The sequence below is a fragment of the Nocardia sp. NPDC050406 genome (assembly GCF_044459025.1).
Lineage (GTDB): Bacteria > Actinomycetota > Actinomycetes > Mycobacteriales > Mycobacteriaceae > Nocardia.
The window spans coordinates 2,119,707-2,143,280 of record NZ_JBITIM010000002.1; the positions used below are offsets into that span (position 1 = coordinate 2,119,707).

The window sequence follows — 23,574 nt, forward strand, 5'->3', positions numbered from 1 at the left end:
CTGAAAGGTGGCCGCCGCGTTACCGGCGAACGATGTCGAAGATGATGCCTTCGAGCGTGACCCCCGGCGCGAACGAGAACGCCACACCCGTCGAGATCGGCTTGTCGGACTCGGCCCGCTGAATCATCTGCTCCAGCACGAAGATCAGCGAAACACTCAGCATATTGCCGTGCTGGGCAAGGACTTCCCAGCTCAGCGCCGCCCGCTCCACCGGAATCCCCAGCGACTGCGCGGACTGCTCGATGATCTTCGGACCACCCGGGTGGATCGCCCACAGATCGATATCCGATTTGCGAAGGCCATTGCGCCCCAGCACTTCCGTCACCACGGGATCGACCCCGCGCAGAATGTACTGCGGCAGGCTCTCCGCCAGCTCGCAGGTGATGCCGTCGTCGTTGACGCGCAACACGATGCCGTCCTCGGCGTCGTCGAACAGCTGGGTGAAGCTGTCGCGAATGACGACCTTGCCCGGGGACAGGGGCTGGCGCACCTGGCTCGCGCCGATGACGACCGCCCCGCAGCCGTCGCCGAACAGGCTGTGAATGATCACGTCGTTCACATTGTCGTCGAACACGGCGTTCACCGAACTGAGTTCGATGCAGATGACCATGGCCTTCTTGTCCGGATGCGCCCGCACGTAATCGGTGGCGGTGCGCATACCGTTCATGGCCGCGGCGCAGCCCATGAAGTTCACCACGATCCGACCGACCGTGGGGGAGAGCCCCAGCTGCTTCACCACCGCGACGTCCACACCGGGCGCGATGAAACCGGTGCTGGTGACGAAGACCAGCAGCCCGATCTCGTTCGCCGGATCCTCGATGCCCGACAGCGCGCGCCCGGCCACATCCACGGCCAGCGGCACCGCGTGCTCGTAGAACAGGTCCATCCGCTCCCGAATGGTCGCGGGCTGGCGGCTGAATGCCAGGAACTCGTCCTCGAGCGGATCGACCGCCAAGCGGCGGGTGTCGATCCGGGTCTTCTGGTAGACCCGCGGAATGCGCACCCGCTGCGCCGGATCGGCGAACAGCGCGGCCACCTTCTCCGCCGCCTCGGCCTGCGAGTAGCGACCGAGCGGCGAACCGGTCGCGATGCCCTCGATCACGCCGACCGTGGTCGGCGGGGTCGGCGGTAGCTGCGCGAGGTCGTAGGCGTAGTCGCCCTCGACGGTGCGCCGGGCCGCCGCATTGGGCGTGATGCCCCCCTCATCAATGGTGATGGACACGAAATTCTCCCCTTCTTTCGGTATAAATTCGGCGACCGGCCACAGCGTGGGGTGTGGCCCGGTCCCCAATCAGCGGAATTGGTTCAGACCGTTCCGATTCCGGTGAATCCCTGGACCATGTAGACGCCGCAGGTCTTCAGGGCCGACGGCGAGAAGTGCTCGCGCATGAAGCCCCAATTCTTTTCCTTCGCCTCGTCCGACGCGGAAAGCACATAGGTGCGAATCTGTTTCGGGAAACGATCGGTGAAGAAGCTCTTGGCGGGCAGCCATTCGACGCCGAATTTCTCGGCCTCTTCACGCAGTACGTCCTCGGTCGCGATATTCGCGAATCCACTGCGCTGATACGGCAATACATGGTGCACCCGGTGCGAGCTCAGCCCCGCGGACAGGAAGCAGTCGACGTAGCGGTTGCCGACGACCTTCAGGTCGTAGGCCTGCTCCAGCTGGTTGATCGCCCAGTCCTCGGTATCGCTGTGCAGGTCCTCGGTGTCCACCTCGAAGTCGTGGCTGGCCACCACCAGGAAGGTGCTGATCCACAGGGTGATCACGAATTGCAGTGCCCAGGCCCAGAAATCGCCCATCACGGTGAAGACCACCAGCTCGGCGATGAGCAGGAAGCGCGCGCCGAACGAGCCGATGAAGTGCGGCAGCGCACCGCCCCAGGTGCCGTACATGTCCTGGATGCCCACCTTGCGGGTGAGGCGGCAGACGTCCAGGAGCCGAATGACCATGCCGGTCAGCGTGTGCCCGAACTTGTGGATGGTGTGCACGGGCACCCGGTACAGCCGCGGTACCTGCATCATCATGGTGAAGACGTTCTTCTTGATGTCGACTTCACTCTGGGTGTGCGGGTGGTGCAGCAGCGCGTGACCGTCGGCGGTGACGAATGCCAGTGCGACGTAATTGAAGTCGAAGGCATTCACGAAGATCTTGTTCATGCCCTTCTGGGCGCGATGGATGGCGTAGTGGCCGAAACCGGCCAGCGAGCTGCGCAGCAGCACCATCGCGATCACGAACACCGGCAGCGGCATCCAGCTGGTGTCCCACAGTCGCAGGCCCTGGACCGCGAAGTACGCGATGGCCAGTGCGATGACAACGATATTGAAGACCTTGTCCATCCGCTTGATGCGGGCGGCGAGTTCGGGCTCCTTGAGCCGCTTCTTCACCTGGTGCAGCAGGTCGTTCTTGTCGTCGAAGCGATACTTCGGCGTATCGCGCCAGCTGTCGAAACCCTCCTTGAACAGGAAGTCCGGCGCATTGGCCTTGGGATGGATATCCTCGGGCAGAGCCTCTCGGTTCAGCGCATACCGCTCGATGAGCTTCGCGATGCCCTCGGGGTTCTTGTGGTAAGAACCGATAATCGAGGTGATATCACGGTTTTTCGTACGGCCGATGAAGAACTCGCCGCCGGGATGCTTGGAAATCCAGTCGCTCAGGTCGTAGGCTTTGCCGTTGTAGACCCAGACGTTCGAGACCGGGGGTGGACCGGAGGGACTGGGAGGTCGACGGAATTCCCGCTCCTCCACATCCGGGCGGTCAGTCATCTCTTTCCTCCACACGCGCGCGCAAGATGTGAGCCTTGGGACCCTAGAGTCCTTGCCGCGCCTTGCAATTCACTGAACAATCTCTTACAGGTGGTTTCGGCGTCAGGTCCCCCCGATGCTTCGACAACAGCGAAGCAGGGACGCTCGACCGAAGTGTGTTCGGCGTCCGCCGAACCAGTCGGCGGTCACGCACCTTGATATCGCCCGCATCATCGAATGCGTAACCGGTGCGAGCGAATTGGTGACAACTCGGGGTATCGGAACCGTCGCCTGGTGCGAAACATGATCGTGTCCCGGCGTGCGGGACCGGATACCCCTGGAACGAAACCGGTCCGGGGCGATGGGCGACAATCGTTGCCGCCCTTGCGCTTCCCGGACCGGGTTCCCAGCGCGAGCCCGCAGGCTCGGCCTGTTAGCTGCCGGGCTTGGCCACGGTGACGGGGTCGCCCCACTTGGACAGGGTCACCTGGAAGTTGCCCGCGTCCTTGGTGACGACGGCGCGCACCAGGTTCGGGCCGTCACCGGTCGACGCGGCGGTCGAGGGCATCGCGACGGAGGTGGTCGGCGGCGCGACATCCTTGATGTACAGGGTGATCGGGAGGTTGCCCACGCCGTCACCGGCCTTGGGCACGATCGGGTCGATGACCGAACCGGCGATGGTGCCGGTCACCTTCACGACGTCGACGCCGTCGATCTTCTCGCGGCCCTCGGACTTCGGGTTCTGCACCTGGGCGATGACATTGGCGATGCCCTTGTCCTTGTCCAGGATGACGCCCGGGTCGTACATCTTCTCGGCATCGCCGACGGGCTTGTAGCTCACGCCGTCCGGGGCCGAGTAGAGGGTCTTGTCGACGACCAGGAACTTGGTCTCGATGAAGGGGTCGTTCTCCTTGAGGCGAACCTTGGCCGAACCCGCGGCCTGGCCGGAGCCCTGCGGCTGGTTGGTCACATCTGCGTCCACCTTCTCCACGGGGAGATTCGGGATATTGGTGACCACCAGGTTGAGGTGCACCGACTGCAGGGTCTGGGTGGTGCGCGAGCTCTCCTGGACGAGCTGGGCGCCCTCGGGCAGCTCCGCGGGCGGCGGCGTGGAGGTGGTGGCGGTATCGGAATCGTTGCTGCTGCAACCCGTTACGAGTGCGGCGAAGACCGACGCGGCCATGACGGCGGGGACGAGGCCCTTGCGCGCCGGGCGCGGTCGGCGCGAGGTGCGCGTTATCAGTTCAAACATGTTCAACCCCCGTTGAGAGTTTCTCGGTAGACCCAGTCGTGCGGGCAGCGGCCGCTGCCCGACGTAGTATGCAGCACCTTGATCAGGCACGGCGTATACCGGGCATGATCATAGGCCGCGCAGGACATTACGCATCTTGTGCCCTCGACGCAGCGAGAATTCCAGGGGCACAGGGCCATCCGGTACCGCGTGTCGAGCGTCGGCGCGCCGGATGGCTAATAGTTGGCAACGAATTGCCCGCGCCATCCGACTCGCTATCGAACAATCGAATCCCTTGCCCGCGGCGTTAATCCGCGAGTGGTCGGTTGGCGATCTCGTGGAGCGATTCGGCGAGTTCCACCGGACGCGAGAACATCGGCCAATGCCCCGTCGGCAGATCGATGTAGTCGGCGTCGATTCGCGCCAGTTCATCGAAGAGGCTCACCTCGGGGGCGTCGCGCAACTGCTGGGCTACCGCCGCGGTGAAACTCGAGCAGATCACCGTGGACGGGATGGCCAACCGGTCGGTGCGATCGCTGAGCTTCAGCGGCACCGCCGCGATGGTCGCCGGTTCCGAGACCGCCCCCGCTCGAAATCGCGCCAGCGCGGCCTCGTCCAGTCCGTCCAGCAGCCCCGGCTCCTGCGCCTCGAACTCCGCCCAGTCCGGTAGCTCCCACTCCCGCAGCTCCGGATCGAGTTCCGGATTGACCGCGAACCCCTCCCATCCCGGCGCGGTGTCCACATAGATGACCCGCTCGAACCGCTCCGGCGCGATATCGGTAGCGAGGTACCCCGTCACCCCAGCTCCGCTGTGCAACACCAGAACCCGCGTCTCCCCCTCGGGCACCGCCTCGACGATCCCCCGAGCCTGCTCCTCCAAGGTCACCGACAGTCGATCGGCATCCCCCGGATCCACTCCCCGAGGCGTCACCGCCGCAACCTCATCCCCGAGCGCCCGCAGCCGCCCAGCGACGTCATCCCACGCCCACGCCCCGAGCCAGAACCCAGGAACCAGCAGTATCCGCGCCATGCCCCGACAATGACACACCCCACCGACACTTTCCGCCCGATCCGGCTGACGGGTGAAACCGCCTGCGCCCCAACACCAGTCAGCCCGGTCGGTATGCGCCCGAAGAGTCAGCTGGCGGCCGCGATGGCGATGGCGGGGTACATGCACGAGGCGTAGTGGTCGCTCGCGCCGAGTTCGCATGCGGTCCTGATGAATTCGTCGAGGATCCACAGCGCGGCACGCCCGAAGGATTCGCCGCCGACGAGCAGCTCCGCCACCCAGGTGGTGATCGCGGTGGGGGTGGCGATTGGGTGGCGGTGGCGGTCGCGGTGGCGATGTCGATCTCGCGCTACGGGCGGCGGCGGGCGCGCGTTCCTCTTCTCTCTCCCCCTACTCGTGCCCGTTGCGTCAGCAACGGGCACGAGATCCCAGAGTGGGGAACCCTCAGTAGACGGGCCCGGTGTACTTCTCGCCCGGGCCCGCGCCCGGTGCGTCCGGGTGCTGCGACGCTTCGCGGAAGGCGCGCTGCAAGGACTGGAGACCGTCGCGGATCGGTCCGGCGTGCGGGCCGAGGTACTCCACGGACGCGGTCACCAGGCCCGCGAGGGCGGTGATGACGCGGCGGGCCTCGTCGAGGTCCAGATGCGGGCTCTGGGAGGGGTCGGCCTCGCCGAGGCCGAGCTTCTCCGCCGCCGAGCTCATCAGCATGACGGCGGCGCGGCTGATGACCTCCACGGCCGGGATCTCGGCGAGTTCGCGCACGACCTCGCCCTCGATGAGGTCCGAATCCTGGTTCGCAGTAGCCTCGCTCATGATCCAAAGCATGGCATCGAGCGGGTTGTCAATGGTCGAGGGGGCACCGATTCGGAGGATCGGCCCCCAGCTGTTAGACTGACCTGCGACGACCGCCCCGGACAGGTTCCTGCGACCGACTCGGGGCTGCAAGTGGAGCCCGACTCCCACCGTCAACCGGTCAAGACCAGGTTGAACGGTCCGGTCGCCCATCTTTTTCTGATGGGATCCTCGTGTGGGTTCGCCCTGCACAGGTGCGATGCGAGTTGTTTGCGTCGTGGATCGGTCGACTCGGGCCCCGTGTTGGAGAAATACCAACCCGGGGCTTTCGTGTTGGAATTGGGGTTGCAGTTTTAGCGTGCGGTCGTTGGACGACACCGCTTGACCTAGGAGGCCCCATCAGCACTGAGACCCGCATCAACGATCGCATCCGCGTTCCCGAGGTTCGCCTTATCGGACCCAGCGGCGAGCAGGTTGGGATCGTGCGTGTTGAAGATGCACTACGCGTCGCCATGGAGGCTGATCTCGATCTCGTCGAGGTCGCACCGGACGCGCGCCCGCCGGTCTGCAAGATCATGGATTACGGCAAGTTCAAGTACGAGACGGCGCAGAAGGCGCGCGAGTCTCGGAAGAACCAGGTGCAAACCGTGATCAAGGAGCAGAAGCTCCGCCCGAAGATCGACGACCACGACTACGCCACCAAGCGGGGCCACGTGATGCGGTTCCTCGAGGCAGGCTCGAAGGTCAAGGTCACGATCATGTTCCGCGGTCGTGAGCAGTCGCGACCCGAACTCGGGTACCGCCTCTTGCAGCGGCTGGCCGCCGACGTCGCCGATCTCGGTTTCGTCGAGACCTCGGCCAAGCAGGACGGCCGGAACATGACCATGGTCCTCGCCCCGCACAAGGGCGCGAAGACGCGGATCCAGGCGCAGAAGACGGCCAACCCCGCGCCCGCCGCACAGCCCAGCGCGCCTGCGGCCGCTGCCGACGCGCCCCCGGCGCAGCCGGACAGTCCGCAGTAACGAACGAACAGGTAGCACCGGCGGGACACTTCTGTGTGTTTCGCCGGTACGAGACAAGAATTGAGATATCCATGCCGAAGATGAAGAGCCACAGCGGCGCATCGAAGCGCTTCAAGGTGTCGGGCAAGGGCAAGCTGCTCCGCCAGCAGGCGAATCGCCGCCACCTGCTCGAGCACAAGCCCACCCGTCGGACTCGTCGTCTGGACGGCACGGAGGTCGTCGCCAAGGCGGACGTCGCCCGTGTGAAGAAGCTCCTGGGTCTGTAAGTCCCCGGGTTTCCGACTCATCTGGCGCTCGCCGCCATCCCCCGACCAACTCCCGGGCGCTCCGCATGCGCCCCACTATTTACGCAAGGACTGACAAGTGGCACGCGTCAAAAGGGCCGTCAACGCTCAGAAGAAGCGCCGTTCCATCCTCGAGGCCTCCAAGGGCTACCGCGGTCAGCGGTCGCGCCTGTACCGCAAGGCCAAGGAACAGCAGCTGCACTCGCTCACCTACGCCTACCGGGATCGCCGGGCGCGCAAGGGTGACTTCCGCAAGCTGTGGATCGCTCGTATCAACGCCGCCGCGCGTCTGAACGACATGACCTACAACCGCTTCATGCAGGGCCTCAAGGCCGCGGGCATCGAGGTGGACCGCAAGATCCTGGCCGAGCTCGCCGTCTCCGACGCCGAGGCCTTCGCCCAGCTGGTGGCCGCCGCCAAGGCCGCGCTGCCCGCCGACGTCAACGCTCCGGCCGCCTGATTCGGCCTGCGTGACAACGCATTCGGAACGACCCGTGGACGCGCTCTCCGAGCGCAATCCGCGGGTCGTTTCCGCTGTCAAGCTCCACCGCGCCCCCACCCGCCGCAAATCCGGACTCTTCCTCGCCGAGGGAGCCAATTCGGTGGCGGCGGCGCTGGATACCGAGCGCGTCGAGGAGCTCTTCTACTCCTCCAAGGCCGCCGGGCGGGAGCACGAACTCGTCGCCGGGGCCGCCGCCATGGGTGTGCGCACCACGCTGGTGAGCGATCGCGCGGCGGAGATGCTGGGGGAGACCGTCACTCCGCCCGGACTGGTCGCGGTGTGCCGTCAGGTCGATGTTGCCCTCGATGCCGTGCTGGAGACCTCCCCGCGCATGCTGGCGGTGCCGGTGGAGATGAACGACCCGGGCAACGCGGGCACCCTGATTCGCGTGGCGGACGCCGTCGGCGCGGATGGTGTGGTGCTGGCCGGTGATTCGGTGGACCCGCACAATGGCAAATGCGTACGCGCCTGTGCCGGAAGCCTTTTCCACGTGCCCGTCGCCCGTGAACGCGATATCGACGCCACCCTGTCGGCACTGGAGCGGGCGGGTATCGCCATTCTCGCCACCACGGCCCGCGGCGAGGTCGACCTCGACGATGCCGATGAGATTCTGCGCGGTCCGGTCGCCTGGCTGTTCGGCAATGAGGCGCACGGCCTGGACGCCGCCATCGCCCGCCGCGCCACCCATCGGATCCGCATTCCCATTCACGGCCGGGCCGAGAGCCTGAATCTCGCCGCGGCGGCGGCGATCTGCCTCTACGCCGGGTCCCGCGTCCAGCACGCGTAGCGGGGCGAGCCGCTAGTCGTCGCTCTTCTCGAGGTCGTCGAGCATTTCGGCGGCCCACCGCGCGTCGACCGGTTGGGGGCCGAAGACTCGCATGGCCGACATGACGGTGAGCAGCATGCCGGTGGACATGAAGCGGCGCACCTGGTCGACCGGCGCGCCGCTGAGTTCGCCGATGAGGTCGTACATGCGGCCGAACCGATCGCGCACCTGATCGCCGATGACCGGATCCGCCGACGCCGAGAAGCCGTGCAGCAGCACCAGCGGCAGATCCTGTTCGGTGAGGAAGACGTTGTAGCCCTGGCCCATCTCGCCGAGGATCTCCTCCGGACTCGACCCGGGCGCGGCGCGTCCGGCGGCTTCCCGGAACACCTCGTCGATGCGATCGCAGACCCGCTGCACGGCCGCCGAGAACAGCTGCTGTTTGGTGCCGAACAGGCGGATGACATACGGCTGCGAGACTCCGGCGCGGCGCGCGATCTCATCGGTTTTCGTTGCCGCGTAACCGGATTCGGCGAAGGCGCTGACGGCGGCCTGGAGTACCTGTTCGCCGCGTTCCTGGGCCGTCATCCGGGTCCTGGTCATGACCGGGTTCTCCTCACGTCGCTGTATGCCTTGACATGTTATCAGCCGATGCATACTCTTCTGGCATCAAGTTATCAGTCGATAACAACAAAGGATTTTCGCATGACCTCCACCCTTCCCGCCGCACCGGCGACACCACGCCCGCTCGCGGCAGTGCTCGCGGCCGTTGGCATTCCGATGTTCATGGTGACCCTGGACAACCTGGTCGTGACCAACGCCCTGCCGGTGATCAAGACCGAGCTGGGCGCGTCCCTGACCGATCTGCAATGGTTCGTGAACGCCTACACGCTGTCGTTCGCCTCCCTGATCCTCACCGCGTCCGCGCTCGGCGACCGGTTGGGTCGCCGCCGGATGTTCCTGGGCGGTATCGCCCTGTTCACCCTGGCCTCGGCGGCGTGCGCGCTGGCCACCGAACCGTGGATGCTCATCGCCGCCCGCGCGGTCCAGGGCGTCGGCGGCGCGGCCGTGCTGCCGCTATCGCTGCCGCTGCTGTCGGCGGCGGTGCCCGAGAAGATGCGCAGCGCCGCCATCGGCGTGTGGGGCGGTATCGCCGGGCTCGGCGTGGCGCTCGGTCCGGTGGTCGGCGGTGCGGTGGTCGACGGATTGAGCTGGCAGTGGATCTTCTGGCTCAATGTGCCGATCGGGCTGATCGCGATACCGCTGGCGGCCCGGGTGCTGGACGAATCCTTCGGTGGCGCACGGCGTTTGGACATTCTCGGGCTGGTGTTGTCGGCGGGCGGCGTGCTCGCGGTGGTCTGGGGTGTGGTGCACGGCGCCGACGACGGGTGGACCTCCGCGCCCGTGCTCACCGGATTGATCGGCGGTGCGGTGCTGTTGGCCGCGTTCATCGGCTGGGAGCGGCGCGCGGTGGAGCCCATGCTGCCGCTGCGGCTGTTCCGGGTGCGCGCGTTCAGCTCGATCAACACGGTGATGTTCACCTTCTCGATGGGCGCGTTCGGCGCGATCTTCCTGCTGGCGCAGTTCTTCCAGGTGGTGCAGGGGTACACGCCGCTCGAATCGGGGGTGCGCACGCTGCCGTGGACGCTCGCGCCGATGGTGGTCGCGCCGCTGGCCGGTCTCGTCATCGACCGGGTGGGCGCGCGGCTGCTGGTCACCGCCGGGCAGGTGCTGCTCGCGGCGGCGCTGGCGTGGATGGCGCTCATCACCAGCGTCGAGGTGTCCTACGGGTCCTTCGTCCTTCCGTTCATCCTGGGTGGCATCGGTATGGGACTGACCCTCGCGCCCTCCGCGACCGTGGTCATGTCCAGTGCCGCACCGGACGATCAGGGCATGGCGTCGGGGACCAACAGCACCATTCGTGAGGTCGGCGTGGCCATGGGGGTCGCGGTGCTGGCCTCGGTCTTCGCCTCACACGGGTCGTACATGAGTCCGCAGCACTATGTCGACGGGCTGGTGCCCGCCGTGTGGGTGGGTGCGGCGACCGTCATCGTCGGCGCGTTCGTGGCGCTGCTGCTGCCGGGCCGGAGTCCGGTCGGGGCCGACACCGACAGCCGCACACCGGTATTCGCTCACTGAGCCGTCTTTCGGAGATCCGTTATGTTCCAGACCCTGCTTCTGCTTCTCGTTCCCGCCCTGGCCTTCCGGCTGCTCGGTGTGCTGGGTGTCCGTCGATTCGCTTCGTGGCGAGTGTCTTTCGCGCACGGGCTCGCGGTGATGCTGGTGTTCACCGGTAGTGCGCACTTTCTGCCCGACACCGTCAGTGCCGCACCGAGTCACGATGATCTGACGGCCATGGTCCCCTCGTATGTGCCGTTCCCCGGTTTCATGGTCTACCTGACCGGGGTGCTGGAGCTGCTCGGTGCGCTGGGCCTCGTGGTGCATCGCACGCGAGCGGTGGCCGGTATCGCCTTGGCGGTGTTGTTCGTGCTCATGCTGCCCGCGAATATCCATGCGGCCCTGGAGGATATCCCGCTCAACGGCGAGGAGCCGACGCCGCTGTGGTTCCGGGTGCCGGAGCAGATCGTGTTCATCGCGGTCGCGCTGTGGGCGGCCGGGGTGCGCGTCCCGGCAAGTGTCAGCGCGCGGCGCGGCGTGCCTGCTCGATCTCGTTGATATGCAGCTCGGCCCAGTGTCGCAGTGCCGAAATCGGTTCCGCGAGACTGCGGCCGAGCTCCGTCAGTTCGTAGTCGACGCGCGGTGGAATGGTGGGATGCACTGTGCGGGTGAGGAAACCGTCGCCCTCCAGGCTGCGCAGCGTCTGGGTGAGCATCTTCTGCGAGACGCCGCCGATGCGTCGGCTCAGATCGGTGTAGCGCATGGTGCCCTGCTCCATGAGGGCGTCCACGATGAGGACCGTCCACTTGCCCGCGATGTGGTCGAGGACCTGGCGGGTAGGGCATTTCGCGGAGTAGCAGTCGGCGGCCAGGCCGGAGGATTCGACGATCGTTGTCACCCCAATGAGAGTAACGCACCAATTAGTGCCTACTTCCCAATGGAGGCTTACTCTCCAATAGTGAGTGACATGAACACGATGTCTGTCGCCACCGCCATTCGCACCCGGCGTACCGTTCGCCACTACCTCCCCACCGAGGTTTCCTCGGCCCACCTCGACATGCTGATGGAACTAGCCATGGAGGCTCCCTCCAGCTGGAATCTCCAGGACCGTTCGATCGTGATGATCACCGATCCCGAAGTCCGAGAAGGGATTACCTGGGCCACCGGCGGTCAACCGCAGCCTCGGGAAGCGCCCGTCATGTTGGCCTTCGTCGCGGAACCCCGGGCGTGGGAACAGGATCGCTCGGATATCTACGATCTGGCTCGGGCCAACCAGGCCTGGAACGACGAATTCATCACCGGCTTCTCCGCCGCCTCGACGCTGTTCCAGCGCGACCTCGCCGACCGAGACCTGTTGCGCGAGTACGCGGTCAAGGACGCCATGATCGCGGCCACCTACGTCATGCTCGCCGCCACGGAGTTGGGGTTGGCCACCTCGCCGATGAACGGCTGGGACGAGACGAAGGTCAAGAAGGTCCTCGGCATCGAGCACCGCGACGACCTGGCCATCGCCCTGCTGATGTCATTGGGCTACCCCGCCGAGCAGCGCCGCCACCCAGGCCGTCGACCGCTGGCCCGCACCGTCTTTCGCGACCGCTACCCGGCGGTGTAGTTGTCCTGGGGCCCCGATTGTCCCGGGGCCCCAGGCTTTTCAGTTCATGCTGGCGATCTGGATGAGATTGCCGCAGGTGTCGTCGAAGACTGCGGTGGTGACCGGACCCATCGCGAGCGGCTGCTGCGTGAAGCGCACACCGAGCCCGCTCAGCCGCTCGCACTCCTTGGCCGCGTCGTCGACGGCGAAACTCGCCGCGGGAATCCCGTCGGCCACGAGTGCGTCCTTGTACGGCTTCACCGCCGGATGCCCGTCCGGCTCCAGCAGCAGCTCGGTGCCGTTCGGCTCCTCGGGCGAGACGACGGTGAGCCACCGCGCCTCACCCACCGGAACGTCCTCCTTCTTCACGAATCCCAGCACGTCGGTGTAGAACGCCAACGCCTTCGCCTGATCGTCGACGAACACACTGGTGATATTGATTCTCACGGTTTCTCCTTCAGCCAGCGCTCATGGATCTCGCGCAAGGGAGCGGTATCGAGGTCATGGAATTTGTAGCGCCCATCCCTGCGCACCCGAACCAGCCCCGCCGCTTCGAGCACATCGAGATGCTGAGAAATCGCCTGCCGAGTAGACCCGAGCCCATGCTTCCCACTGAGCCGAGCACACAACTCGAACAAGGTCTGCCCATCCTGCTCGGTCAATTCATCGAGAATCGTCCGCCGAGTCGCATCGGCCAACGCCTTGAAGACGTCTCCCATGCGCCCACTATAGGCAAGTAACTACTTGCCTATCAACCATACCCCTCATATCTGGCTGGCTGCCACGGCCATTGCGACGCACAGGGCCGTGCCCACCAGTGCGACCGCGAGGCCGCTGCCGACCTGGCGAGATCGGCCACCGGCGAACCACAGAATCACGGTGACGACGAGTTCGACCAGATAGAGGATCGAGAGAAGGAATACCAGTGAAGGAACGAGGGTGAGGGGAAATACATTGATGGACAACGCACTCGCGGCCGCCACCATCGAGAGCGATCCGAACCGATTGGTTGTGTGCCCCGCGCGAACAATATTCTGGTTCACCATCATTCGCCCCTATTTCGCCAAGAGATGAAGCAGGCCAACCGCGAGCGCCGCGCAAGCCCACAGGGACGCGACAACCACGGCAGCCAGTGCCACCGCGCGCACCACACCACGCGCCCTCCACTGCAACAGTGCCGCGACCACGGTCGAAACACCGGCGGCGACGAAATAGGCCGCCGGGGGAAGGTCTCGGGCATTCGAGTCGATCGCGTTGCCCGCGATGACGAGCACCGCGATGTTCACCGCGAACCACGCCGCGATACTCCACGTTGCCACCATCCAGTAGCGACGGTCGCCGACGGCCGTGCTGGTCATCAAATCATTCCCTTCGGGAGTGGAACGCCGGGCGGATCGGCAACCGGACCAAATGGTGTGGACGGCTTCGGATTGCCGGGTACGTCATAGTCGTAGTTCCAGTCGTGGAATTTGGGGAACGCGTTGTCCGGATTGCCGATGTCGTGGTGGAACGGAAGGTTCACCGCCGGTCCCCAGGAGCGTCCAGTGACCGCCGGATCGACGGCGATGGTGCGAGTACTGCCGTCGGGCCGATCTTGATACGCCTCGAGCGACGGGTAATCGGTCCGGGTGCCGTTGATCGTCACTCCGTCTCTGCCCGGTGTGAACACCAGGTCGCCGTTCACGGTCAGTTTGTGGTCGCCGGTATCGAGAGTTGTGTTGTCGCTGTTGAGGATCGGCGGGTCGGCCGCCAATTCCGGCGCGAACGGATTGCCCGCGTTGTACTTGACACGGACCGAACCGTCATCGGCCTGCCAGACCTCGCCGTCCGGAGCCGCGACGCGGACCTCGCCGGGGCTGCCGTCGGCATTCTGAACCACCGACGGGTTCTGGCGCATGACCACGATGCCGTTCTCGTAGTCGACATATGTTGTGACCCGGGCATGTTCGGGATCGAAATGCGGATCGGCACCGCGATCGTCGCCCCGGTCGCGGCCCAACGGATTGTTCCACTGCGGATTGCTGACATCGCGTTGCTCGATGAAGTGCGAGGTCCGCACCAAGCCCTGGCCCGGCTGCGGCTGGATTTTGACCACTCGAATTTCGGGCGGGAGCCCTTGGTACTTCGGGTCGTAACTATTGGGATTGAGCGATTTCGCGGTCGCCCAGTCGATATCGGTGACCGGCGGGCGGCCGAACATCCCTTCGAAGGCCGCGGCCGATGCGACGGTGCGGGCCTCGGAGCTGCCCGGGGCGGGGATCACGGTGCCGGGTACAACCGGCGCGTCCACGCCGTCGCCGAAGTTGCTGCCCGCGTCGCGAATCTGTTGGGCGGCGGTGCGAATGGCCTGATCGAATTGGGCCGCGGCGTCGCGAAGGCTGTAGAAGGCGGAGTTGACGAGTCCTTGTTCGCTGGCTACTCGGTCGTCGATTTTCCGACGGTCGTCGGCGGTGACCTTGGGTGGGTAGGTGGCGGTGACCTTCCAGACGTCGCTGACCGTCAGGGTTTCGCCCGCGATGGTGAAGGCGGGGTCTTCGGCGTCGGCGACTTTGCCCAGCAGGACCGACTTTTCGGTGGCCAGGCGGCTTGCGGCTTGGTTCAAGAGGTCGACCAGGTCGGTGACCTCTTCCTTGATCTTCTTCGCCTGCCAGTGGTCTTCGCCGACCCGGTTGTAGGCGGCGTCGTAGGCGCGGCCCGACCAAGCGCCGTTCAGGTTGGCGAAATGCTGTGGGCCCCGGTCGATCTGGTACTCGTAGGTCGCGTTGCCGCCGACTATGGCTCCGGCCAGGTCGGCGAGGGCGGTGGCGTTCCAGGCGGTCACGTTCGCGCGGGTGAGGGCCCAGCCCGACATCAACGGCCTCCGGTGTGGAACTTCAGGCCGTCGAGGCGCTGGCGGAAGGTGTCGTCGGTGGCGGTGACGTCGGCGGCCACGGCGGTCATGGCCGTGCCGAGTTGGGCGGTGCGCTGGGAGACCCGCAGCCACGCGCCCTCGGTGTACTCCGTCGCCTGGGCGCAGGCCGCGCCGAGGGGTGTGCCGGGCAATGCCGCGGCAATCGCTTGGGCGGGGGTACGGACGTCGATGGCGTCGATCTGGGCGGACACGTCGGCGAGGGTCCGCGCGAGCGCGGTGATCTGGTCGATGTCGGCCTGGAACAGGGCCACGGGTTCACCCCTTCGAGGTGGATCGTCACGAATATCCGAAGCGTCACCATAGCGGGTGGGTATGAGCTGTGTGTTTGCTGGTCGGGGTGGGTGCGCCCGTGTGGGCACGGCTGGCGGGGGTGGGGCGACGGTTGCCCCGCGTGCACCGGGGAAATGGGTGTGAACCGGGCTGAGTGCATCGCCTACGATTCGACCAGCAAGAATGTTCGTGGGCATCCGCCCTACTCGTACCAGCCAGGGGAGAGACGACCATCGTGGCCGACGACATCGACCGTGCCGAGCAGAGCGCGGCATTGAGCGAGGAATCGCTTGCCGCTGCCGCGGAAGCAGCCGAGAAGGCGTTCGCGGCGGCCGCCGACCTGGACGCCCTCGCCGCCGCGAAGACCGAGTTCATGGGTGGTAAGTCGCCTATCGCGCTGGCGCAGCGGTCGCTGGGCACCCTGCCCAAGGAAGAGAAGGCGGACGCGGGTAAGCGCGTCAATGTCGCTCGGCAGCGGGTGTCGCAGGCTTTCGAGGCGCGCCAGCAGGAGTTGCTCGCCGAGCGCGATGCCGCTGTCCTGGTCGCCGAGACCATCGACGTGACGCTGCCCGCGCGGCGCGGCGCCGTCGGTGCCCGCCACCCCATCAGCGTGCTGTCCGAGCGCGTCGCGGATGTCTTCGTCGGCATGGGCTGGGAGGTCGCCGAGGGCCCGGAGGTCGAGACCGAGCACTTCAATTTCGACGCCCTGAACTTCCTGCCGGACCATCCGGCGCGCACCATGCAGGACACCTTCCACATCGCGCCGGAGGGCTCGCGGCAGGTGCTGCGCACGCACACCTCCCCGGTGCAGGTGCGCACCATGCTCTCGCGCGAGCTGCCCATCTACGTGGTGTGCCCGGGACGGACCTTCCGCACCGACGAACTCGACGCCACGCACACCCCGGTGTTCTCGCAGGTCGAGGGCCTGGCCGTGGACAAGGGCCTCACCATGGCGCACCTGAAGGGCACCCTGGACGCCTTCGCGCGCGCCCTGTTCGGCCCCAACACCACCACTCGCATGCGGCCCAGCTTCTTCCCCTTCACCGAACCCTCCGCCGAGGTGGACGTGTGGTTCGAGGACAAGAAGGGCGGCCCGGGCTGGGTCGAGTGGGGCGGCTGCGGCATGGTGAACCCGAAGGTGCTCATCGCCTCCGGCATCGACCCCGAGGTGTACAGCGGTTTCGCGTTCGGCATGGGCCTGGAGCGGACCCTGCAATTCCGCAATGGCCTGCCCGATATGCGCGACATCGTCGAGGGCGACGTGCGGTTCACGCTGCCCTTCGGCATCCAGTCCTGACCCGAATCCAACGAGGAAAGCGAAACGTCAAGTGCGAGTAGCGCAGTCCTGGCTGACGGAAATCCTGCAGCGCACCACCCCCGACTGGTCGGTGACGCCGGAGGAGCTCGACGCCGGGTTCGTCCGGGTCGGTCTGGAGGTCGAAGAGGTCGACCGGTTGCAGCGGGTCGAGGGCGATATCGACCACCCCCTGGTGGTGGGCCGGGTCGCCGAGATCACCGAACTGACCGAATTCAAGAAGCCCATCCGCTTCTGCAAGGTAGATGTCGGCAATCCCGAGCTCCAAGAAATCGTCTGTGGCGCACGGAATTTCGCCGTGGGCGATCTGGTGGTCGTGGTGCTGCCCGGTGGTGTGCTGCCCGGCGGCTTCAAGATCTCCTCGCGAAAGACGTACGGGCACACCAGCAATGGCATGATCTGCTCGGTCGCCGAACTGGGAATCGGTAAGGACCACAACGGCATCCTGGTCCTCGAGCCCGGCACCGCCGAGCCGGGCGCGGACGCCAACGAGCTGCTGGGCCTCGACGACACCGTCATCGAACTGGCCATCACCCCCGACCGCGGCTACGCCTTCTCGGCGCGGGGTCTGTCCCGGGAACTGGCCTGCGGCTTCGATCTGGAGTACGCCGATCCGGCCGTGCGCCTGCTGCCCGACGACGAGGACACCGCCTGGTCGGTGAAGGTCGAACCCGAATCCCGGTGCACGCGTTTCGCCGTGCGCCGCGTGACCGGCATCGACCCCAAGGCCGTCAGCCCCTGGTGGTTGCAGCGCCGCCTGCTGCTCTCGGGTGTGCGCCCGATCTCCCCGGCCGTCGACGTCACCAATTACGTGATGCTCGAACTCGGCCAGCCGCTGCACGCCTTCGACGCCGAGAAGGTCACCGGCACGCTCGTGGTGCGCCGCGCCAACAAGGGCGAGACGCTGCGCACCCTCGACGATGTCGAGCGCGTCCTCGACGCCGAAGACGTTGTGATCGCGGATGATTCGGGCGTCATCTCGCTGGCGGGCACCATGGGTGGCGCGAGCACCGAGGTGGGCGACGAGACCACCGATGTGCTGCTCGAGGCCGCGACCTGGAATCCGGTCGCCATCGCCCGCACCGTGCGCCGCCACAAGCTCTCCTCCGAGGCGAGCCGTCGCTTCGAGCGCATCGTCGATCCGGAGATCAATATCGCCGCGCTCGACCGCGCCGCCACGCTGCTGGCCGAAATCGCCGGTGGCACCGTCGAATCCGTGCTCACCGACGTGCGGGTGCCGGTCGCGCCGGTCGCGCCCATCGCCATGGATCTCGATCTGGCCGACCGCACCGCGGGCGTGCAGTACGCCCCGGGCACCTCCGCACGCCGCCTCCAGCAGGTCGGCTGTGTGGTGGAGATCGACGTCAGCGAGGCCGGACACGGGCAGCTGGTCGTCACCCCGCCGAGCTGGCGGCCCGACCTGGTGCAGCCCGCCGACCTGGTGGAGGAGGTGCTGCGCCTGGAGGGCCTGGACAAGATCCCGTCGGTACTGCCCACCGCCCCCGCCGGACGCGGTCTCAGCGCCGAACAGCGCCGCCGACGCGCGGTGAGCAAAGCCCTGGCCTTCTCCGGCGCCGTCGAGGTGCCGCCGCCGGTCTTCATGTCCGCCACCGTCTTCGACACCTGGGGCCTGGACGCCGACGACCCGCGCCGCAACACCTTGAAGGTGCTCAACCCCCTGGACGTGGAGCGCCCCGACCTGGCGTCGACCCTGCTGCCCGGTCTCCTGGAGGTGGCGGCCCGCAATATCTCCCGTGGCGAACGCGATCTCGCCATCTACGGCATTGCCCAGGTGGTCCTGCCCAGCAGCGAGACCGGCGCCGTCGAGCCGCTGCCCGTGGACCGTCGCCCCACCCAGGACGAGATCGACACCCTGCTGCGTTCGCTGCCCGAGCAGCCGACGCATATTGCCGCCGTGCTGACCGGTAAGCGCGAACCGCGCGGACCGTGGGGCCAGGGCCGCCAGGTCGAGGCGGCCGACGCCTTCGCCCTGGTCGACGCCATCGCCGCGGCGGCGGGCGTCGATATCGAGCGGCGCTCGGCGGCGCACCTGCCGTGGCATCCGGGCCGCTGCGCCGAACTGGTGGTGGACGGCGCTGTCGTCGGCCACGCGGGCGAACTGCACCCGGCCGTGCTGGAGCGCTCCGGCCTGCCGCCGCGCACCTGCGCCGTCGAACTCGACCTGGACGCGCTGCCGCTGCGCGAAAACCGCCCCGCCCCTATGGTTTCCGCCTTCCCGGCGGTGCTGCAGGACGTGTCGGTGAGTGTCGAGAAGGATATCCCCGCCGCCTCGGTGGAGTCCGCGCTGCGCACCGGCGCGGGGGAGCTCCTCGAGAGCATCGCCCTGTTCGACGTCTACGAGGGCGCGCAGGCCGGTGAGGGTCGCAAATCCCTCACCTACGCCCTGCGTTTCCGCGCCCTCGACCGCACCCTGACCGAGGACGAGGCCAGTGCGGCCCGCGACGCCGCGGTGGCCTCGGCCGCCAGCGCCGTCGGAGCCGTCCTGCGCGGCTGAGCGACACTGCGAAAGCCCTGGAATCCGCTCGGGTTCCAGGGCTTTCGGCTATCCGAATGCCACCCGACAGCCGTGGTGTCGGAGAATGCGGGAATGGTCGTTTCCGCCGATGTGCCCGCCGCGACGATGCGGAAGGTCACCCTGCGCCTGGTGCCCTTCCTCGGGCTGCTGTATTTCATCAACTATCTGGACCGGGTGAATATCGGCTTCGCCGCACCCAATGGCATGAAGGTCGATCTCGGTCTCACCGAGACCGCGTTCGGATTCGCCTCGGGCATCTTCTTTCTCGGCTATCTCGTGCTGGAGGTGCCCAGCAATCTCGCCCTGCACAAGTTCGGTGCGCGCCGGTGGATCGCGCGCATTCTGTTGAGTTGGGGCATTGTCGCCACGGCCATGGCGTTCGTGCCCAATGCCACCGTGCTCTACATTCTGCGTTTCGCCCTCGGTGTCGCCGAGGCCGGATTCTTCCCGGGCATCCTGCTGTATCTGACCTATTGGTTCCCGCAGCATCAGCGGGCGCGGATCGTGGCGCTGTTCATGACCGCCGTCCCGATTTCCACCGCCCTCGGCGCGACGGTGTCGAGCCTCATTCTGGAGTACGGCGACGGCGTGTTCGGGCTCAGCGGTTGGCGTTTCATGTTCCTGGTGGAGGGACTGCCCGCCGTCGGGCTGGCCTTCGTGACCTGGTTCTATCTGACCGACCGGCCGGAGAAGGCCGGATGGCTGGCTCCGGCCGAAAGGCAATGGCTGGCGGACGAATTGGCGGCCGAACAGGCGAAGCTGGAGAAGGCCGAGCACTGGACGGTACGCAGGGCGCTCACCCATCCCCGAGTGCTCGGATTGGCGCTGGTCTACGGCGGCATCGTGTACGGCCTGTACGCGCTGGGCTTCTTCCTGCCGACCATCATCAAGGGCTTCCAGGAGCAGTACGGCACCGATTTCTCGGTGGTCGAGCGTGGACTCATCAACGCGGTGCCGTATGTGATCGGCGCGGTGGTGATGGTGTGGTGGGCGCGCCACGGCGACCGCACCGCCGAGCGCGCCTGGCATGTGGCCTTGCCCGCCGGTATCGGCGGACTCGCCATTCCGGTGACGCTGTATCTGGGAAATCCCTTCGCCGCCATGGTCGCGGTCACCGTGTGCGCGGTCGGGGTTTTGGCCGCCCTGCCCACATTCTGGGCATTGCCGAGTACATTCCTGTCCGGTGCGGCCGCGGCGGGCGGCATCGCGCTGATCAATTCCATCGGCAATATCAGCGGTTTCGCGGCACCGTATGTGACGGGCTGGCTGAAGGACGCCACCGGCACCCAGCGGGCCGGATTGTGGGTGGTCGGCGCGTGTATGGTGGCGGCGGCCGGGGGAGTGCTCGCGCTACAGCGGCGCGCGCGTGCGAGCTGAGAGGACAGACGATATGCGGCATCCCGCACGGCCCATTCTCAATCTGTTGACCTTCATGCCGCAGGAGCGTCGAATCGTCATGACGCCCGCGCATTTCGGCGTCGACTACGAGGAACTGCGGCTGCCCACGGCGGACGGGGAGACCGTGGACGCCTGGTTCGTGCGCGCGCACGGGCAGCCGGTCGGGCATATTCTGTTCGCGCACGGCAATGGCGGCAATATCGGCGATCGCGCGCCGATTCTGGCCCTGTTGGCGAAGGCCGGATTCGATGTGCTGATCTTCGACTATCGCGGATACGGGCGCAGTTCCGGTCGCCCCAGCGAGGAGGGGACCTACCTGGACGCGCGGGCGGCCCGGACGGCGCTGCTCGCCCGGCCCGGCGTCGACGCGAACAAGATTGTGTACCTGGGGAAGTCGCTGGGCGGCGCGGTGCTGCTGGAACTGGCGATCGCCCATCCACCGGCGGCGCTGGTGCTCATCTCCACCTTCACCGGCCTGCGGGACGCGGCGACCGCCGTCTACCCGTTCCTGCCGAAACTGTTCATTCCCCAGGCGTATCCGAGTCTGCGCCGCATCCGGAAGCTGACCGCGCCGGTACTGATCATGCACGGCGACAACGACGAACTGTTGCCGTTCCGGATGGGGGAGGAGCTCTACGCCGCCGCACCCGAACCCAAGAAGTTCGTGGCCTTCCCGGGCGCGGGTCACAATGACGTAGTGGCGCAACCGGAATGGCCCGTAGCCCTCACCGCATGGCTGACGGCCACGCTGTCGGTCCGCGACCAAGCGTCGGCCAGCGACTAGCCGCACCGGGGCACGACTACTCCGAGACGCGGGCTACTCCGACACGCGGGCTACTCGGAAACGATGGCGACCGCGTCGATCTCGACGAGCATCTCCTCGCGCGGCAGACCGGTGAAGACAGTGGTGCGCGAAGGCAGCACATCGCCCTGGGTGTGCTTGCCGACGAACTCGCCGTAGGCCTCATTCATGAGACCGAAATCCTCGCGCTTGGTGAGATATACGCGCAACATCACCACATCGTCGAAGCTCGCGCCGCTGGCCTCCACGATCGCCTTCACATTCTCCAGCGTCCGAACGGTCTGGGCGGCAACATCTCCCGGGTACAGGTACTCGTTGGTGACCGGGTCGACCGGACCCTGACCCGAAACCTGTACGAACGGACCCTTGCGCACGCCCTGCGAGAACGTGTGCGCGGGTGCGGGGGCGGCGGTGGTGCGGACGGCGATCTTCTCGCTCATGGTGAACCTTTCGGGGGTTAGGGGCTGGGGCTCCAGCCGAGTTCGGCGGATATCGCCTCGGCGGTGGCGCGCACCCTCGGGAGCAGGGCGAGCACCTGATCGTGGTCGAGCAGCATGTCGGGCACCGACATGGACAGGGCGGCCACCACCGCCCCGGTGCCGTCGCGGACCGGGACGCCCACGCAGTTCACGAAGGTCTCGTGCTCCTCGTGGTCCTCCGCATAGCCTTGCGCGGCAACGCGTTCCAGCTCCGCGACATAGGCGTCCGGATCGGCGATGGTGCGGTCGGTGAACTTCTTGTACTCGATGCCCTCGGCAATGCCACGCCACTGGCTCCTCGGCAGCGCCGAGACCAGCACCTTGCCGACCGCGGTGCAGTGCAGCGGCGCGGGCCGACCGACCCGCGAATACATGCGGACACTCTGTGTCGCATCGAGTTTGTCGATGTAGATGGCCTCCCCGGATTCGAGGACCGCCAGATGGATGGTCTGCTTGGTGAGCGCGTTGAGCTCGGCCAGATACGGCCGGGCCACCGTCCGGATATCGCGTCCTTCCAGGGACCGGTTGGCCAGCTCGAAGAGCTTGGAGCCCAGGCGATACCGATGCTGACTGTCGTGGGTGACGAAGCGCTGCGCCTCCATGGTCTGCAACAGCCGCAGCACCGTGGACTTGTGCACGCCCAGCCGAGTGGCCAACTCGTCCAACGATTTCGAGTCCTCGCCCAATTCGGTGAGGATGGTCAGCGCGCGCTGCAAGCTCTGGCTCATGAGCCCACATTCTCGGTCACGGCCGCCGGATAGCGCAGGGCAGCCCAGTCGGCGGCGGAGATGGCGGCGAGGGATTCGACGAGCGGCAGGGGCGGCAGCTCGGCCCCGTCGCCCACCCCGGTGAGCGCCGCGGCCGCGCAGAGGTGACCGAAGCGCAACAGCTGCTCGTGTGGTCGGCTCTGGAGCAGCGCGGCCAGGTACCCGCCCGCGAAAGCGTCACCCGCGCCGATGCGTTCGGTCACGGTCAGCGCGAGGGCGGGCACCTCGACCCGATCGGAACCGAGGAAGCCGATCACCGCGTGCGCGTCGTTCTTGACCACCAGATGCCGGGGCTGTGGGAACAGCGCGCGCAGCGAATCCGGGTCACCGGTACCGAACACCGCCTCGGCCTCATCGGAGCCGAGGAACACCACATCGCAGCCGCGCACATGCCGGGCGAGTACCTCGGCGGCATCCACCTCGCGCCGATCCCACAGCGCCGGACGGTAATTCAGATCGAAGCTGACGAGGCGGCCGCCGCGCGGCATATCCACCAGGGTCTCGGTGAGCGCGGTCGCCGACTCGGACAACGCGGTGGTGATTCCGGTGAAGTGGACGAGTTCGCAGCCCTCCAGCAGCGTGGTCGCCGCACCCAGATCGACCGGGGACAGGGCGCTCGCGGCGGATCCGGTGCGGTAGTACAGCATTCGGCTCGCACCCGCCGCCAGATCGGTCGGACCGCCCGACCCGCCGCCGCGTTCCTTCACGTACACCGCCGTCGGGCGGGTCGCATCCACCGCCACGGCGGAGACGTCCACGCCGCGCTCGGCCAGATGCCGCACCAGGTACCGGCCGAAGCCGTCATCGCCGACCCGCGAGATCCACGCCGTCTCGACCCCGAGCTGGGTGAGCACGGCGGCCACATTCGCCTCGGCCCCACCCGCGCCGCGATCGAAGCTGCGCGAATCCTCCAGGGGGCCCGGCTGCGCGACGAGGACGGCGAGCCCCTCCCCGACAGTGACCGCCCGCGGACGGGCTGGCATCGGCCAGATCACACGAACTCCCTTCGAATGCTTGCGGCTATCGGACATCACGT

The 23,574-nt window shown here is 66.8% G+C and carries 28 protein-coding genes; 11 read left to right on the forward strand and 17 right to left on the reverse strand.

Features of this window, described 5'->3' with window-relative positions; all coding sequences use genetic code 11:
• Positions 1-19 precede the first annotated feature (19 nt).
• The 6 genes from ACIBH2_RS23075 to ACIBH2_RS23100 form a co-directional block, all read right to left on the reverse strand.
• Positions 20-1,195 (reverse strand): type III polyketide synthase, encoded by a 1,176-nt coding sequence (locus tag ACIBH2_RS23075; protein WP_397121003.1) that lies wholly within the window; start codon positions 1,193-1,195, stop codon positions 20-22.
• A gap of 110 nt (positions 1,196-1,305) precedes the next feature.
• Positions 1,306-2,766 carry a fatty acid desaturase gene (locus ACIBH2_RS23080; protein ID WP_397120544.1) on the reverse strand — a complete coding sequence of 487 codons (1,461 nt, stop codon included), beginning with the start codon at positions 2,764-2,766 and terminating at the stop codon, positions 1,306-1,308.
• Between the two features lie 412 nt (positions 2,767-3,178).
• Positions 3,179-3,997: an LppX_LprAFG lipoprotein gene (locus ACIBH2_RS23085; RefSeq protein ID WP_397120546.1), complete on the reverse strand. Its 819-nt coding sequence runs from the start codon at positions 3,995-3,997 to the stop codon at positions 3,179-3,181.
• A 286-nt stretch (positions 3,998-4,283) separates the two neighbouring features.
• On the reverse strand, positions 4,284-5,006 hold the full coding sequence (locus ACIBH2_RS23090; RefSeq protein WP_397120549.1) for an alpha/beta fold hydrolase: 723 nt from the start codon (positions 5,004-5,006) through the stop codon (positions 4,284-4,286).
• Between the two features lie 107 nt (positions 5,007-5,113).
• Entirely contained in the window at positions 5,114-5,263 is a 150-nt protein-coding gene (locus tag ACIBH2_RS23095; protein WP_397120551.1) for a hypothetical protein, read from the reverse strand.
• 166 nt (positions 5,264-5,429) lie between these two features.
• Complete coding sequence (locus tag ACIBH2_RS23100) at positions 5,430-5,798, reverse strand: DUF1844 domain-containing protein (protein WP_397120554.1); 369 nt, start codon at positions 5,796-5,798, stop codon at positions 5,430-5,432.
• 317 nt (positions 5,799-6,115) lie between these two features.
• On the opposite strand from ACIBH2_RS23100, the gene infC reads away from it, so the two are divergent.
• The 4 genes from infC to ACIBH2_RS23120 all read left to right on the forward strand — a co-directional run bounded on the left by infC (position 6,116) and on the right by ACIBH2_RS23120 (position 8,372).
• Positions 6,116-6,799 (forward strand): translation initiation factor IF-3, encoded by a 684-nt coding sequence (infC, locus tag ACIBH2_RS23105; RefSeq protein ID WP_397121005.1) that lies wholly within the window; start codon positions 6,116-6,118, stop codon positions 6,797-6,799.
• Between the two features lie 71 nt (positions 6,800-6,870).
• Positions 6,871-7,065 (forward strand): 50S ribosomal protein L35, encoded by a 195-nt coding sequence (gene rpmI, locus ACIBH2_RS23110; protein ID WP_397120556.1) that lies wholly within the window; start codon positions 6,871-6,873, stop codon positions 7,063-7,065.
• A gap of 97 nt (positions 7,066-7,162) precedes the next feature.
• On the forward strand, positions 7,163-7,543 hold the full coding sequence (gene rplT, locus ACIBH2_RS23115; RefSeq protein WP_397120558.1) for a 50S ribosomal protein L20: 381 nt from the start codon (positions 7,163-7,165) through the stop codon (positions 7,541-7,543).
• A 34-nt stretch (positions 7,544-7,577) separates the two neighbouring features.
• Positions 7,578-8,372 carry a TrmH family RNA methyltransferase gene (locus ACIBH2_RS23120; RefSeq protein ID WP_397120560.1) on the forward strand — a complete coding sequence of 265 codons (795 nt, stop codon included), beginning with the start codon at positions 7,578-7,580 and terminating at the stop codon, positions 8,370-8,372.
• Positions 8,373-8,384: 12 nt separating this feature from the next.
• On the opposite strand, the gene ACIBH2_RS23125 is transcribed toward ACIBH2_RS23120, so the two are convergent.
• Complete coding sequence (locus ACIBH2_RS23125) at positions 8,385-8,954, reverse strand: TetR/AcrR family transcriptional regulator (protein WP_397120562.1); 570 nt, start codon at positions 8,952-8,954, stop codon at positions 8,385-8,387.
• A 102-nt stretch (positions 8,955-9,056) separates the two neighbouring features.
• Here ACIBH2_RS23125 and ACIBH2_RS23130 point away from each other — a divergent pair, with 102 nt between their 5' ends.
• Both ACIBH2_RS23130 and ACIBH2_RS23135 read left to right on the forward strand, forming a co-directional pair.
• On the forward strand, positions 9,057-10,490 hold the full coding sequence (locus tag ACIBH2_RS23130) for an MFS transporter (protein WP_397120564.1): 1,434 nt from the start codon (positions 9,057-9,059) through the stop codon (positions 10,488-10,490).
• A 21-nt stretch (positions 10,491-10,511) separates the two neighbouring features.
• The gene (locus ACIBH2_RS23135) at positions 10,512-11,027 is read left to right on the forward strand and encodes a hypothetical protein (RefSeq protein ID WP_397120566.1); all 516 of its coding nucleotides are present in this window, start codon (positions 10,512-10,514) and stop codon (positions 11,025-11,027) included.
• Here ACIBH2_RS23135 and ACIBH2_RS23140 read toward each other — a convergent pair.
• Positions 10,990-11,367 carry a winged helix-turn-helix transcriptional regulator gene (locus tag ACIBH2_RS23140; protein ID WP_397120568.1) on the reverse strand — a complete coding sequence of 126 codons (378 nt, stop codon included), beginning with the start codon at positions 11,365-11,367 and terminating at the stop codon, positions 10,990-10,992. The genes ACIBH2_RS23135 and ACIBH2_RS23140 overlap by 38 nt on opposite strands.
• Positions 11,368-11,436: 69 nt before the next feature.
• Between ACIBH2_RS23140 and ACIBH2_RS23145 the strand changes: the two genes are divergently transcribed.
• Complete coding sequence (locus ACIBH2_RS23145; protein ID WP_397120570.1) at positions 11,437-12,081, forward strand: nitroreductase family protein; 645 nt, start codon at positions 11,437-11,439, stop codon at positions 12,079-12,081.
• A gap of 39 nt (positions 12,082-12,120) precedes the next feature.
• Here the strand turns inward: ACIBH2_RS23145 and ACIBH2_RS23150 are convergent, their stop codons facing one another.
• The 6 genes from ACIBH2_RS23150 to ACIBH2_RS23175 are packed head-to-tail and all read right to left on the reverse strand — an operon-like array spanning position 12,121 to position 15,222.
• Positions 12,121-12,507 carry a VOC family protein gene (locus ACIBH2_RS23150; protein WP_397120572.1) on the reverse strand — a complete coding sequence of 129 codons (387 nt, stop codon included), beginning with the start codon at positions 12,505-12,507 and terminating at the stop codon, positions 12,121-12,123.
• Positions 12,504-12,779: an ArsR/SmtB family transcription factor gene (locus ACIBH2_RS23155; RefSeq protein WP_397120574.1), complete on the reverse strand. Its 276-nt coding sequence runs from the start codon at positions 12,777-12,779 to the stop codon at positions 12,504-12,506. The genes ACIBH2_RS23150 and ACIBH2_RS23155 overlap by 4 nt, the downstream gene beginning before the upstream one ends.
• Positions 12,780-12,824: 45 nt before the next feature.
• Complete coding sequence (locus ACIBH2_RS23160; RefSeq protein ID WP_397120576.1) at positions 12,825-13,106, reverse strand: hypothetical protein; 282 nt, start codon at positions 13,104-13,106, stop codon at positions 12,825-12,827.
• A 9-nt stretch (positions 13,107-13,115) separates the two neighbouring features.
• A complete protein-coding gene (locus ACIBH2_RS23165; RefSeq protein WP_397120578.1) occupies positions 13,116-13,418 on the reverse strand; it encodes a hypothetical protein in 303 nt (100 codons plus the stop codon).
• Positions 13,418-14,911, reverse strand: a complete 1,494-nt coding sequence (locus ACIBH2_RS23170) for a WXG100 family type VII secretion target (RefSeq protein ID WP_397120580.1) — start codon at positions 14,909-14,911, stop codon at positions 13,418-13,420. The genes ACIBH2_RS23165 and ACIBH2_RS23170 overlap by 1 nt, the downstream gene beginning before the upstream one ends.
• On the reverse strand, positions 14,911-15,222 hold the full coding sequence (locus tag ACIBH2_RS23175) for a hypothetical protein (protein ID WP_397120582.1): 312 nt from the start codon (positions 15,220-15,222) through the stop codon (positions 14,911-14,913). The genes ACIBH2_RS23170 and ACIBH2_RS23175 overlap by 1 nt, the downstream gene beginning before the upstream one ends.
• A gap of 254 nt (positions 15,223-15,476) precedes the next feature.
• Here ACIBH2_RS23175 and pheS point away from each other — a divergent pair, with 254 nt between their 5' ends.
• The 4 genes from pheS (at position 15,477) to ACIBH2_RS23195 (ending at position 21,274) form a co-directional block, all read left to right on the forward strand.
• Complete coding sequence (pheS, locus tag ACIBH2_RS23180; RefSeq protein ID WP_397120584.1) at positions 15,477-16,538, forward strand: phenylalanine--tRNA ligase subunit alpha; 1,062 nt, start codon at positions 15,477-15,479, stop codon at positions 16,536-16,538.
• A 31-nt stretch (positions 16,539-16,569) separates the two neighbouring features.
• Positions 16,570-19,071 carry a phenylalanine--tRNA ligase subunit beta gene (gene pheT / locus ACIBH2_RS23185; RefSeq protein ID WP_397120587.1) on the forward strand — a complete coding sequence of 834 codons (2,502 nt, stop codon included), beginning with the start codon at positions 16,570-16,572 and terminating at the stop codon, positions 19,069-19,071.
• Between the two features lie 93 nt (positions 19,072-19,164).
• Positions 19,165-20,469 carry an MFS transporter gene (locus ACIBH2_RS23190; protein ID WP_397120589.1) on the forward strand — a complete coding sequence of 435 codons (1,305 nt, stop codon included), beginning with the start codon at positions 19,165-19,167 and terminating at the stop codon, positions 20,467-20,469.
• 13 nt (positions 20,470-20,482) lie between these two features.
• Positions 20,483-21,274, forward strand: coding sequence for an alpha/beta hydrolase (locus ACIBH2_RS23195; RefSeq protein WP_397120591.1), 792 nt, complete (start codon positions 20,483-20,485; stop codon positions 21,272-21,274).
• A 50-nt stretch (positions 21,275-21,324) separates the two neighbouring features.
• Here ACIBH2_RS23195 and ACIBH2_RS23200 read toward each other — a convergent pair whose 3' ends face one another.
• From ACIBH2_RS23200 to ACIBH2_RS23210, 3 genes are read right to left on the reverse strand one after another with little or no spacing between them, the layout of a single operon-like run.
• Positions 21,325-21,732 carry a RidA family protein gene (locus ACIBH2_RS23200; RefSeq protein WP_397120593.1) on the reverse strand — a complete coding sequence of 136 codons (408 nt, stop codon included), beginning with the start codon at positions 21,730-21,732 and terminating at the stop codon, positions 21,325-21,327.
• Between the two features lie 17 nt (positions 21,733-21,749).
• Positions 21,750-22,499 carry an IclR family transcriptional regulator gene (locus tag ACIBH2_RS23205; RefSeq protein ID WP_397120595.1) on the reverse strand — a complete coding sequence of 250 codons (750 nt, stop codon included), beginning with the start codon at positions 22,497-22,499 and terminating at the stop codon, positions 21,750-21,752.
• Positions 22,496-23,521, reverse strand: a complete 1,026-nt coding sequence (locus ACIBH2_RS23210; protein WP_397120597.1) for a sugar kinase — start codon at positions 23,519-23,521, stop codon at positions 22,496-22,498. The genes ACIBH2_RS23205 and ACIBH2_RS23210 overlap by 4 nt, the downstream gene beginning before the upstream one ends.
• Positions 23,522-23,574 lie beyond the last annotated feature (53 nt).